Consider the following 12,031-nt stretch of genomic DNA (forward strand, 5'->3'; position numbering starts at 1 on the left):
GCTCTGCGTCGGCGCCGGCGCGAATCATGCGCCCGCCCCAACCGTTGCCGCCGCCATTCTGGCGACCATCGTCTTGTCGTTCTCGACTTCGGCCAACGTCCCGCCCAGCGCGGCGCGGATGACGCGGCCGATCTCGTCGGCCAGGAACGCGACACCCTGCACCTTGCTGACCGACTGCACGTCGACCAGGTACTTGCCGCGCAGCACCAACGCCAGTTGGCCCAGGTTCATTTCGGGCGCCACCACCTGCGGGTAGCGCCGCAGCACCTCGCCCAGGTTGGCCGGGAAGGGGTTGAGGTAGCGCAAGTGCGCGTGCGCCACCTTGATGCCCTTGCGCCGGGCGCGCCGGCAGGCCTCGCCGATCGGGCCGTAGGAGCTGCCCCATCCGATCAGCAGCAGCTCGGCGTCGCCGGTCGGATCGTCGACCTCGAGATCGGGAACGGAGATGCCGTCGATCTTGGCCTGCCGCAACCGGACCATGAGGTCGTGGTTGACCGGCTCGTAGGAGATGTTGCCCGAGCCGTTCGCCGCTTCCAGACCGCCGATGCGGTGCTCGAGCCCCGGCGTGCCGGGAACGGCGAACTGCCGGGCCAGCGTCTCCGGGTCACGGGCGTAGGGCTGGAACGGTTCGTCGGGCTTGGCGAAGGCGTGCGTAATGCGCGGCAGCGTGCTGACGTCCGGAATGCGCCAGGGCTCCGAGCCGTTGGCGATCGCGCCGTCGGACAACACGATCACCGGGGTGTGGTACGAGACCGCGATGCGCGCGGCCTCGAGCGCGGTTTCAAAGCAGTCCGACGGCGACCGGGGCGCGAGGATCGCCACCGGCGACTCGCCGTTGCGGCCGTACAGCGCCTGCAGCAGGTCGGCCTGTTCGGTCTTGGTGGGCAGCCCGGTCGAGGGCCCGCCGCGCTGCACGTCGACGACGAGCAACGGGAGTTCGGTCATCACGGCCAGCCCGAGCGCCTCGGACTTGAGCGAAATGCCCGGCCCCGACGTGGTGGTTACGCCCAGCGCGCCGCCGTAGGAGGCGCCGATCGCCGCGCAGATGCCGCCGATTTCGTCCTCCGCCTGAAACGTCAGCACGTTGAAGTTCTTGTGCTTGGACAGCTCGTGCAGGATGTCGGAGGCCGGCGTGATCGGGTAGCTGCCGAGCAGGACCGGGATGTCCGCGAGCTGGCCGGCCGCGACGATGCCGTACGCCAGTGCGGTGTTTCCCGAGATCTGGCGGTATTCGCCCGACGGCAGGGTCGCGCGGGACACCTCGTAGGTGGTGCCGAACGCCTCGGTCGTCTCGCCGTAGTTCCAGCCGGCCTTCAGCGCCAGCACGTTGGTCTCCGCGACCTCGGGCTTGCGGGCGAACTTCTCCCGGATGAACTTCTCGCTGGTTTCGATCGGCCGCCCGTACATCCACGACAGCAGGCCCAGCGCGAACATGTTCTTGGCGCGCTGGCCATCCTTCTTCGTCGCGCCGATGGCCTCGACCGCGCCGAGCGTCAGCGTCGTCATCGCGACGGAATGCACGACGTAATCGGACAACTCGTCGGTCTCGAGCGGGTTGGTGACGTAACCCACCTTGGTCAGGTTGCGCTTGGTGAACTCGTCGGAGTTCGCGATCACCATGCCGCCGCGGGGCAGGTCGCCGATATTGGCCTTGAGCGCAGCCGGATTCATCGCGACGAGCACGTCCGGCCGGTCGCCGGCGGTCAAGATGTCGTAGTCGGCGATCTGAATCTGGAAGGACGAGACGCCGGGCAGGGTGCCTGCGGGGGCGCGGATCTCGGCGGGATAGTTCGGCTGGGTCGCCAGGTCGTTGCCGAAAAGCGCTGCCTCGGAAGTGAACCGGTCGCCGGTGAGCTGCATGCCGTCTCCGGAGTCACCGGCGAAGCGAATGACGACCTGTTCGAGGCGCTGACGGGCAGATCCGTTCGGGGAAGCCCCGTTCTGTGAGTCTGATCCGGCTCCGCTGCCGTTCGGATCCACGTCTTTGCCCTCCATTTGTTCACCGGACAGACAGTTCGCGCAGCTTCAGGTTACGCGTCGGCGAAGGGAGTCTCCGGCCATCACGGTTTTATGTCACTGGCGGTACCAATTATGGCACTGATTTTCGATCGCCATGGCCGACTCCGCCGCGTCATCTCGGCCGCGTTCTCGGGCAAAAGGCGACGTCAGCGCCGTCTACTGACGAGTAGCCCAGCAAACTGTGGTGTTGGTCACGTCTTGCGCGTTACCCAACCGTCGTTCATACCGTGTCTGCTTCCGGATGCCGCGCCTCCGCCGCCGCTTTTGGCCGCCGCCGTTTCCGGCATCGCAACCAGATACAACACGAACCCGGCGCCCGCCAGAGCACCCAAGAACGCGAAGGCGACGTTGTAGCCGGCCGCGACCACGATCGAGCCCGCGACGAGGTTCGACACCGCCGCGCCGACGCCCGTCGCGGCCGTCACCGCGCCCAGGCTGACGTTGAAGCGACCGGTCCCGTGCGTCACGTCCTGCACGACGAGGGGAAACAGCGCGCCGAACACGCCGGCCCCGACGCCGTCCAGCATCTGCACGCTCACCAGCCAATAGGGATTGTCCGAGAGCGTGTAGAGAAAGCCACGGGCGCCCAGGACGGCGAACCCGGCCAAAAAGATCGGCTTGCGGCCCCAGGAATCGGCCTTGGCGGGGCGTGCTGGGGAGCTCCAGGAGCTAGTTAGGCGCTCTTGTCGCGACGCTCGGTGCGCGACGGCTTGCGCGGCACGATCGTCGGCAACACGTTGTCCTGCACGGTCTCCTTGGTCACCACGACCTTGGCGACGTCGTCGCGGCTCGGGATGTCGTACATCACCGGCAGCAGGACCTCTTCCATGATGGCGCGCAGGCCGCGCGCGCCGGTGCCGCGGTGGATCGCCTGATCCGCGATCGCCTCCAGGGCGTCGTCGGTGAACTCGAGCTCCACGCCGTCCATCTCGAAGAGCCGCAGGTACTGCTTGACCAACGCGTTCTTCGGCTCGGACAGGATCTTGACCAGCGATTCGCGGTCCAGGTTGGTGACCGAGGCGACCACCGGCAGCCGGCCGATGAACTCCGGGATCAGGCCGAACTTGATCAAGTCCTCGGGCATGACCTCGGCGAAGTGGTCGGTGGTGTCGATCTCGGCCTTCGAGCGGACCTCGGCGCCGAAGCCCAGGCCCCGCTTGCCGACGCGCTCGTAGATGATCTTCTCCAGGCCGGCGAACGCCCCCGCGACGATGAACAGCACGTTGGTGGTGTCGATCTGGATGAACTCTTGGTGCGGGTGCTTGCGGCCGCCCTGCGGGGGAACCGACGCCTGGGTGCCCTCCAGGATCTTCAGCAGGGCCTGCTGCACGCCCTCCCCGGAGACGTCGCGGGTGATCGACGGGTTCTCGCTCTTGCGGGCGATCTTGTCGACCTCGTCGATGTAGATGATGCCCGTCTCGGCGCGCTTCACGTCGTAGTCGGCGGCCTGGATGAGCTTGAGCAGGATGTTCTCGACGTCCTCACCGACGTAGCCGGCCTCGGTCAGGGCGGTCGCGTCGGCGATGGCGAACGGGACGTTGAGCATCTTGGCGAGCGTCTGGGCCAGGTAGGTCTTGCCGCAGCCGGTGGGACCGAGCATCAAGATGTTGGACTTGGTCAACTCGACCGGCTCGTGGCGCGAGTCCCGGCCCTTTTCCCCGGCCTGGATCCGCTTGTAGTGGTTGTAGACCGCGACCGCCAGCGTCCGCTTGGCGGTGTCCTGCCCGATGACGTAGCCCTCGAGGAACTCCCGGATCTCGATCGGTTTGGGGAGCTCATCGAGCTTCACGTCGTCGGCGTCGGCAAGCTCCTCTTCGATGATCTCGTTGCACAGATCGATGCACTCATCGCAGATGTACACACCGGGGCCAGCAATGAGTTTCTTGACCTGCTTCTGGCTCTTCCCGCAGAACGAGCACTTCAGCAGGTCCCCGCCGTCTCCGATGCGTGCCATGGTGCGTCAGTGCCTACTTCCTCTTCGCCGTTGGACTTCCCTGTCCCGCATGTATTCACCGACGCTACCCGCTTGATCGGGCCCGCCGCGACCATAAACGCCGAATCGCGCCCATGGTATTTGCGGGAGTTCATGCCGCTTCCGTATGGAGGAAAGATATAGCCAGACGGTGCCCGTCGCTCGCGAAAGACGCGCTTTGCGTGTCTTTGGCGTGTCGCGGTTGTAATGCGACCGAGTCCGGCGGCCGCCCGATCCCGCCTCCGACGGAGGTGCCGACCCGACCCCGAAACGATCACACGAGGCGTGCGTGAACCCCCAAGAAATCACCCTACAGTGGCCACGTGGGTTTGGCCGTGGGCTTGCGGTGGCCCAGCGGAACCGTGCTGCTCGATGGTGGCTTGGCCACCGAGCTGGAAGCGCGCGGCCATGACCTGTCCGACCGGTTGTGGTCGGCCAGGCTGCTCGCGGACGCCCCACGCGAGATCGTCGCCGTCCACGCCGCCTACTTTCGCGCGGGGGCCACGATCGCGACGACGGCCAGCTACCAGGCGTCGTTCGAGGGTTTCGCGGCGCGCGGACTGGATCGTCGGGAAACCGACCTGCTGTTGCGCCGCAGCGTCGAGCTCGCGAAGGCCGCGCGGGACGAGGCCGGCGCGGTGGGCCTGCTCGTCGCGGCCTCGGTCGGACCGTACGGCGCGGCGCTGGCCGACGGCTCGGAATACCGTGGACGCTACGGCCTGTCGGTCGGGGCCTTGGCGCGCTGGCATCGGCCCCGGCTGGAGACCCTGGCGGACGCCGGGGCCGACGTCCTCGCCTGCGAGACCGTTCCCGACGTCGACGAGGCGGAAGCGTTGGTCGACGTGGTGCGCTCGGTCGGGATGCCGGCGTGGCTGAGCTACACCATCGACGGGGCCCGGACCCGCGCCGGGCAACCGCTGACCGAGGCCTTCGCGGTGGCCGCGGGCGTCGACGAGATCGTGGCCGTCGGGGTCAACTGCTGCGCGCCCGACGACCAGTTGCCCGCGATCGCGAGCGCATCAAAGATCGGCAAGCCCGTCATCGTCTATCCGAACAGCGGCGAACGCTGGGACGGTCGCGCGTGGGTCGGCCCGCGCACGTTCGCGACGGAGCTTGCGGCGCAGTGGGTTTCGGCGGGCGCCCGCATTGTCGGCGGCTGCTGCCGGGTCGGCCCGGCGGACATCGCCGAGCTAGCCCCCTTGCGCCGAGCGTGCAATCAGGGCGAAAAATCAGCCGAAAACTCGCCGTGAGTGCACGCTCGGCGAAAAGGGGCTACGCGCTCTGGGCGGAAAGCTTCCGGTACTCCAGCACGGTGTCGATGATCCCGTAGTCCTTGGCCTCTTCGGCGGTCAGGATCTTGTCCCGGTCGGTGTCCTTGCGGACCGTCGCGGCGTCCTTGCCGGTGTGGCGGGCCAGCGTGGTCTCCATCAGGGTGCGCATCCGCTCGATCTCGGCGGCCTGGATTTCCAGGTCGGAGAACTGCCCCTGGATGACGCCCTGCAGCGAAGGCTGGTGGATCAGCACCCGGGCGTTGGGCAGCGCCATCCGCTTGCCCGGGGTCCCGGCGGCCAGCAGCACCGCGGCCGCCGAGGCGGCCTGCCCCAGGCACACCGTCTGGATGTCGGCGCGCACGTACTGCATGGTGTCGTAAATCGCCATCAGCGAGGTGAATCCGCCGCCGGGCGAGTTGATGTACATGGTGATGTCGCGGTCGGGGTCCAGCGACTCGAGCACCAGCAACTGCGCCATGATGTCGTTCGCCGACGCGTCGTCCACCTGGACGCCGAGAAAGATGATGCGTTCCTCGAACAGCTTGTTGTAGGGATTCGACTCCTTGACACCGAAGCTGGAGTGCTCGATGAACGACGGGAGGATGTAGCGCGCCTGGGGCTGGGTTTCGGGGTTCACTGGGCTTCTCCATTGGTGATGTGGGCGGCGCGGGTGATGATGTGGTCGACGAAGCCGTATTCCAGGGCTTCCTGCGCGGTGAACCAGCGGTCGCGGTCGGAATCCGCCTCGATGCGTTCGATCGACTGGCCGGTGAATTCGGCGTTCAGCCGGAACATTTCCTTCTTGATGACGTGGAACTGCTCGGCCTGAATGGCGATGTCCGCCGCGCTCCCGGTCACCCCGCCCAGCGGCTGGTGCATCAGGATGCGGGCGTGCGGCAGCGCGTACCGCTTGCCCTTGGTGCCCGCGGCCAACAGGAACTCGCCCATCGAGGCGGCCATGCCCATCGCGTAGGTGGCGATGTCGCAGGGCGCCAGCACCATGGTGTCGTAGATCGCCATGCCGGCACTGATCGAGCCGCCGGGCGAGTTGATGTAGAGCGAGATGTCTTTGGTGGAGTCCTCGGCGGCGAGCAGCAGAATCTGCGCGCACAGCCGATTGGCGATTTCGTCGCTCACCTCCGAACCCAGGAAGATGATGCGCTCGGACAGCAAGCGCTCATAGACGGAGTCCGTGAGGTTGAGACCCTGCGAGTTTGAACGCATGTCAGTCACGACCGGGGTACCTGCTTTCTGTCAGATCTGTCTTCACCGACACTAACCAACCGGGCCCGCCGTTTCGCGGCCACGCGCCCCTGAAACGGGCGCGTTCGCTCACAGCGTCATCGCGCGGTCACTCCTCGGCGTCGGCCTTCGTGGATTCTTCGGCGTCACCGGAGACGTCATCGGCGGCCTCGTCCGCCCCCGCGCGCTTGCCGAAGAACTCGTCGGTGTCGACGGTGTTTCCGGCGGTGTCGGTGACCGTCGCCGCGCGGATCACCTCGGCGATGGCCAGCGCCCGGCGCACATCGGCGAACATGGCCGGCAGCTGGTTGTTCTCCTGAAGGTAGGCCACGAGCTGCTGGGGCTCGATGCCGTATTGGCGCGACGTGGCCACCAGCCGCTCGGTCAGGTCGTCCTGGCCGACCTGGACCTCGAGCTCGTCGGCGAGCGCGTCGAGCAGCAGCTGCCGTTTGACGTCGGTCTCGGCGGCGGTGCGCGTCTCGGTCTCGAACTCCTCGCGCGACTTCCCTTGCTGGGCGAGCACCTCGTCGAGCTTGGATTCGTCGTGGTCGAGGCTGTGCAGGGCGTTGTGCAGCGCGCTGTCCACCTGCGCCTTCACGATCGCTTCGGGCAGCGGGATGTCGACCTGCTCGAGCAGCGTGTCGATCGCGGCGTCGCGGATGGCTTCGGCCTGCTGCGCCCGCTTGGTCCGGCCGACCTGCTCGCGCAGGTTGGACCGCAGCTCCTCGATGGTGTCGAATTCGCTGGCCAATTGGGCGAACTCGTCGTCGGGCTCGGGCAGCTCGCGCTGTTTGACCGACTTGACCGTGACGGTCACCTGCGCGTCCTTGCCCGCGTGCTCGCCGGTGGCCAACTGCGCGGTGAACTCCTTGGATTCGTCGACGGACAACCCGACCAGCGCCTCGTCGAGGCCCGCGATGAGCCGGCCGGAGCCGACCTCGTGGGACAGCCCCTGCGCGGCGGCGCCCGGCACCTCTTCGCCGTCGATGGTGGCCGACAGGTCGATGGAGACGAAGTCGCCGTCGGCGACCGGCCGGTCCACCCCGGTCAGGGTGCCGAATCGAGCCCGCAGGGACTGCAGTTCGGCGTCGACGTCGTCGTCACTGACCTCGATCGGGTCCACCGAGATGGTCAGCGAACCCGGGTCGGGCAGGGTGAGCTTGGGCCGGATGTCGACCTCGGCGGTGAACGCCAGCTCCTCGCCGTACTCCTTCTTGGTGACCTCGATCTCGGGCTGGCCCAGCGGGTGCACCTCCGACTCGGCGACCGCCTGTCCGTACCGCGCGGGCAGCGCGTCGGTGACGACCTGGTCGAGCATCGCCTCGCGGCCGAAGCGGGCCTCCAGCAACTTCGCCGGCGCCTTGCCGGGCCGGAAGCCGGGCAAGCGCACCTGCCTGGCCAACTCCTTGTAGGCCCGCTGGAAGTCCGGCTCGAGTTCGGAGAACGGGACCTCCACATTGATGCGCACCCGGGTGGGGCTCAACTGCTCGACGGTGCTCTTCACGGGTGTGCTCCTCGGTGCTCGTTCCTGGTCGTCGGTGGGCCGCGCAGCGTGCGGCCGGTCGTGCTGGTCGGGGTGACAGGATTTGAACCTGCGGCCTTCCGCTCCCAAAGCGGATGCGCTACCAAGCTGCGCTACACCCCGCGCTGACCTCGATGATCCTAAGGCCCCGCAAAGCCAGGTCCGTCACAGGCTTGGGCGGCGACCTCGCGGACCTCACGGAGTGATCACAAAGCCGCGTCGATTAGATTTGATCTTCGTCGCCAGCTACAGTCACGCTCGACTAAATACATGCGGGCGTAGCTCAATGGTAGAGCCCTAGTCTTCCAAACTAGCTACGCGGGTTCGATTCCCGTCGCCCGCTCGGGGCTAACTATCTGCTCGATAGAGAGGCGCCATGAGCGACCTGACGACGGACCCGTCGATCCATGGCTCATGCGCGTCGGATTTCGTCGGGGTTCGCGACGCGTTCGAGCGCAATTTCACCCTGCGCGACGAGGTCGGTGCGGCCGTCGCGGTGTGGGTGGACGGGTCTCTCGTCGTCAACCTGTGGGGCGGCTGGGCCGACGCGGCCCGCACCCGGCCCTGGCAGCAGAACACCCTGACCACGGTGTTGTCCGGCACGAAGGGCCTGTCGGCCACCTGCGTGCACCAACTGGCCGACCGCGGCGAGCTGGACCTGCAGGCGCCGGTGGCCCACTACTGGCCCGAGTTCGCTCAGGCGGGCAAACAGGACATCACGCTGGCGATGGTGATGAGCCACCGCTCCGGCGTGATCGGGCCGCGCACCCGGATGCGCTGGGAGCAGGTCGCGGATTGGGACTACGTCTGCGAACAGCTGGCCGCCGCCGAGCCCTGGTGGGAGCCGGGCACCGCGCAGGGCTACCACATGACCACCTTCGGCTTCATCATGGGCGAGGTGTTCCGCCGGGTCACGGGCCGCACGATCGGTCAGTACCTGCGGACCGAGATCGCCGAACCGTTCGGCGCCGACGTCCACATCGGGCTGCCGCTGGCCGAACAGCACCGCTGCGCCGAGCGGATCAACAAGCCGCACGCCCGGGACCTGCTGGCCGACGCGAAGGCGCCGGGCTGGCCGACCAGCCTGGCCGAGCACCCCAAGGCGGGCCTGTCCGTCTCGATGGGATTCGCCCCCGACGACGAGCTCGGCTCACACGATCTGGGCCTGTGGCGCGAACTCGAGTTCCCCGGCACCAACGGTCAGGTGTCGGCGCTGGGGTTGGCGACCTTCTACAACGCGCTCGCCCAGGAGAAGGTGCTCAGCCGCGAGCACATGGACCTGGTGCGGGTCTGTCAGGGCGGGCTGGAAACCGACCTGGTGCTGGGGCCGCGGGTCGCCGACCACGGCTGGGGTCTCGGATACATGCTCAACCAACGCTGCGTCAACGGACCCAACCCGCGGATCTTCGGCCACGGCGGGCTGGGCGGCTCGTTCGGGTTCGTCGATCTCGAGCACCGCATCGGCTACGCCTATGTGGCGAATCACTTCGACCCCACCAAGGCCAACGCCGACCCCCGCAGCCTGGTCCTGTCGAACGCGGTCTACTCCGTGCTGGGTGTCATCTAGCGGCGCCGTTAATGGCCGCCGCCACCGCCGCCACCGCCGCCGTGTCCACCACCGCCGGGGCCACCCCCGCCGGGGCCACCGGGACCGCCGGGCCCACCCGGTCCGCCGGGCCCACCGGGACCGCCCAACCCACCGGGACCGCCGGGTCCGCCGGGGTTGAGGTACGGATTAGGCCCGGGTCCGCGCCAATTGTCGTGGCAATTCCCGGTGTCCCAGTTGTCGCCCCAGCCGGGGTCCCAGAAATCGCCGGGGCACCACTGCGGGAACGGAGCGGGATGCGCCTGCGCGTCGGTCGCGACGCCCAGCCCCGCCAAGCCCAGACCCGCGATGGCGGAAATCGTTGCTGCTGATCGAGCGAGAGTCTTCATGGAGACAACACATGCCCACCCCGATTGAATTCAAACCGGAGGCGGCGATGTTTCGCCATTATTTTTGGCAGGTCGGACACCAGAACACGTTGCGGCCCTCCAGCACGGTCGTGCGGATCGGGGCTTTGCACACGCGGCACGGTTCGCCGGAGCGCCGGTAGACGTAGGTGCGGGGGCGGTCGGGGCGATACGAGGGCGCGCCGTGGTCGTGTTCGGGCCGCACCACGATGATCTTGCCCCGGCGCAACCCGACCTTCATCAGTGCCACCAGATCAATCCAGGCCGCATCGAATTCGTCCTCGCCGACGTCGCGGCCGGGGCGGAAGGGGTCGATGCCGTGGCGGTACAGCAACTCGCTGCGGTACACGTTGCCCACGCCGGCCATGACGGTCTGATCCATCAACAGTGCCCCAATGGGCCTGCGCGACTTGGCAATTCGCTTCCACGCCCACGACGGATCGGCGTCGCTGCGCAGCGGATCGGGACCCAGCCGGGCCAACACGTCGCTGACCTGCCCTTCGTCGATCACCTCGCACACCGTCGGGCCGCGCAGGTCCGTGCCGTAGTCGGCGCCGATCATGCGCATCCGCACCTGCCCGACCGCCTCGGGAAACGACCCGTCGTCGGGACGTTCCCATTCGGTGAAGGCGCCGTACAGGCCGAGATGCACGTGCACGATGGGGCCACCGGCGTAGTGGTGAAACAGGTGTTTGCCCCACGCGCTGGTGCGTTGCAACACCCGGCCGTCGACCGCCGCGGCCGCGTCGGCGAAGCGGCCCTGCGGGCTGGACACTGACACCGGCGCGCCGGCGTAGCGGCGTTGGTGCAGCCGGGCCAGCCGGTGCAGGGTATGCCCTTCGGGCACGCGCGGACCTTTCCAGCGTCAGCCCGCCGCGCCGGGTAGCGGCGGGGCTTGGTGGGTGCGTTCGTATTCGGCGAGGATGTCGATACGCCGTTGGTGGCGTTCGGCTTTCGACCATGGCGTGGTCACGAAGGCGTCGACGATGGCGAGCGCCTCGGCCACCGTGTGCATGCGACCGCCGATGCCGATCAGTTGCGCGTTGTTGTGTTCGCGGGCCAGGCTTGCGGTTTCGACGCTCCAGGCCAGCGCGCACCGGGCGCCGGGCACCTTGTTGGCCGCGATCTGCTCGCCGTTGCCCGACCCGCCCAGCACGATGCCCAGGCTGTCCGGGTCGGCCACCGTGCGCGTCGCGGTCGCGATGCAGAAGGCCGGGTAATCGTCGTCGGCGTCGTAGGTGAAGGCGCCGCAATCGATCGGCTCGTGGCCGGACTTTGCGAGGTGCTCGATGATCTGCTGCTTGAGCTCGAATCCGGCGTGGTCAGAGCCGAGGTAGACGCGCATGCCCGCAATCCTTACACAGCCGCGCGACGGCCCGAGCGCGCTAGGCGAAGTCGGGCTTCTCGGTGCGGCTGCGCTTGAGCTCGAAGAAGTGCGGGTAGGACGCGAAGGCCACCGAGGCGTCCCACAGCTTGCCCGCTTCCTCACCGCGCGGAATCTTCGAGAGCACCGGACCGAAGAACGCCACATCGTTGACGTGGATGGTGGGCGTGCCGACATCATCGCCGACCGCGTCCATCCCGGCGTGGTGGCTCTTGCGCAGCGCCTCGTCGTAGGCGTCGCTGTCGGCGGCGTCGGCCAACTCGGCCGGCAGGCCCACCTCGGCCAGCGACTGCTTGATCACGTCGTCCAGTTCTTTGTTGTCCTCGTTGTGAATCCGGGTTCCCATCGCGGTGTACAGCGGCGCCAGCACCTCGGCGCCGTGGGCCTGTTCGGCCGCGATCGCCACCCGCACCGGGCCGAAGGCCTTCGCCAAGCGTTCGCGGTATTCGTCGGGCAGGCCCTCGCGGTTTTCGTTGAGCACCGCCAGGCTCATCACGTGGAAGTTCACCTCGATGTCGCGAACCTTTTCCACCTCGAGGATCCAGCGCGAGGTGATCCACGCCCACGGGCACAGCGGATCGAACCAGAAATCGGCCTTGTTCTTCGCGGGCGCGTTGTCGGGCATGTCCTGTCCTCTCGTCGGTTGAAAGTCTGATCTGCACAACCGT

General features: G+C 67.7%; 11 protein-coding genes, 2 tRNA genes and 1 pseudogene. 3 read left to right on the forward strand and 11 right to left on the reverse strand.

Going from position 1 to position 12,031, the window contains the following annotated elements; all coding sequences use genetic code 11:
- Positions 1–24 precede the first annotated feature (24 nt).
- The 3 genes and pseudogenes from QGN31_RS17715 to clpX all read right to left on the reverse strand — a co-directional run bounded on the left by QGN31_RS17715 (position 25) and on the right by clpX (position 3,973).
- Positions 25–1,980, reverse strand: coding sequence for a 2-oxoacid:acceptor oxidoreductase subunit alpha (locus tag QGN31_RS17715; protein ID WP_085976484.1), 1,956 nt, complete (start codon positions 1,978–1,980; stop codon positions 25–27).
- A 230-nt stretch (positions 1,981–2,210) separates the two neighbouring features.
- A pseudogene (locus QGN31_RS17720) lies at positions 2,211–2,660 on the reverse strand (MFS transporter); the annotation flags it as partial.
- Between the two features lie 32 nt (positions 2,661–2,692).
- Entirely contained in the window at positions 2,693–3,973 is a 1,281-nt protein-coding gene (clpX, locus tag QGN31_RS17725; protein ID WP_008255183.1) for an ATP-dependent Clp protease ATP-binding subunit ClpX, read from the reverse strand.
- Between the two features lie 359 nt (positions 3,974–4,332).
- Between clpX and mmuM the strand changes: the two genes are divergently transcribed.
- Entirely contained in the window at positions 4,333–5,241 is a 909-nt protein-coding gene (gene mmuM, locus QGN31_RS17730) for a homocysteine S-methyltransferase (RefSeq protein WP_162137763.1), read from the forward strand.
- Positions 5,242–5,263: 22 nt separating this feature from the next.
- Here the strand turns inward: mmuM and clpP2 are convergent, their stop codons facing one another.
- The 4 genes from clpP2 to QGN31_RS17750 all read right to left on the reverse strand — a co-directional run bounded on the left by clpP2 (position 5,264) and on the right by QGN31_RS17750 (position 8,149).
- On the reverse strand, positions 5,264–5,899 hold the full coding sequence (clpP2, locus tag QGN31_RS17735; protein WP_008255179.1) for an ATP-dependent CLP protease proteolytic subunit ClpP2: 636 nt from the start codon (positions 5,897–5,899) through the stop codon (positions 5,264–5,266).
- The gene (clpP1, locus tag QGN31_RS17740) at positions 5,896–6,486 is read right to left on the reverse strand and encodes an ATP-dependent CLP protease proteolytic subunit ClpP1 (protein ID WP_008255177.1); all 591 of its coding nucleotides are present in this window, start codon (positions 6,484–6,486) and stop codon (positions 5,896–5,898) included. The genes clpP2 and clpP1 overlap by 4 nt, the downstream gene beginning before the upstream one ends.
- Positions 6,487–6,613: 127 nt before the next feature.
- A complete protein-coding gene (gene tig, locus QGN31_RS17745) occupies positions 6,614–8,008 on the reverse strand; it encodes a trigger factor (RefSeq protein WP_014384165.1) in 1,395 nt (464 codons plus the stop codon).
- A 64-nt stretch (positions 8,009–8,072) separates the two neighbouring features.
- A tRNA-Pro gene (locus QGN31_RS17750) sits at positions 8,073–8,149 on the reverse strand.
- A 149-nt stretch (positions 8,150–8,298) separates the two neighbouring features.
- Here QGN31_RS17750 and QGN31_RS17755 point away from each other — a divergent pair.
- Both QGN31_RS17755 and QGN31_RS17760 read left to right on the forward strand, forming a co-directional pair.
- Positions 8,299–8,369: transfer RNA gene (locus QGN31_RS17755), tRNA-Gly, on the forward strand.
- A gap of 33 nt (positions 8,370–8,402) precedes the next feature.
- Complete coding sequence (locus QGN31_RS17760; RefSeq protein WP_009955465.1) at positions 8,403–9,593, forward strand: serine hydrolase domain-containing protein; 1,191 nt, start codon at positions 8,403–8,405, stop codon at positions 9,591–9,593.
- Between the two features lie 8 nt (positions 9,594–9,601).
- Here the strand turns inward: QGN31_RS17760 and QGN31_RS17765 are convergent, their stop codons facing one another.
- The 4 genes from QGN31_RS17765 to QGN31_RS17780 are packed head-to-tail and all read right to left on the reverse strand — an operon-like array spanning position 9,602 to position 11,988.
- The gene (locus QGN31_RS17765; protein WP_074020979.1) at positions 9,602–9,961 is read right to left on the reverse strand and encodes a hypothetical protein; all 360 of its coding nucleotides are present in this window, start codon (positions 9,959–9,961) and stop codon (positions 9,602–9,604) included.
- Positions 9,962–10,019: 58 nt separating this feature from the next.
- Positions 10,020–10,826 carry an Fpg/Nei family DNA glycosylase gene (locus QGN31_RS17770; RefSeq protein ID WP_014941616.1) on the reverse strand — a complete coding sequence of 269 codons (807 nt, stop codon included), beginning with the start codon at positions 10,824–10,826 and terminating at the stop codon, positions 10,020–10,022.
- 18 nt (positions 10,827–10,844) lie between these two features.
- Positions 10,845–11,324, reverse strand: a complete 480-nt coding sequence (locus QGN31_RS17775) for a ribose-5-phosphate isomerase (protein ID WP_014379670.1) — start codon at positions 11,322–11,324, stop codon at positions 10,845–10,847.
- 40 nt (positions 11,325–11,364) lie between these two features.
- Positions 11,365–11,988: a mycothiol-dependent nitroreductase Rv2466c family protein gene (locus tag QGN31_RS17780; RefSeq protein ID WP_008255169.1), complete on the reverse strand. Its 624-nt coding sequence runs from the start codon at positions 11,986–11,988 to the stop codon at positions 11,365–11,367.
- Positions 11,989–12,031: the final 43 nt, after the last annotated feature.

It is taken from the genome of Mycobacterium sp. 2-64 (assembly GCF_035918375.1).
GTDB classification, from domain to species: Bacteria; Actinomycetota; Actinomycetes; order Mycobacteriales; family Mycobacteriaceae; genus Mycobacterium; species Mycobacterium intracellulare.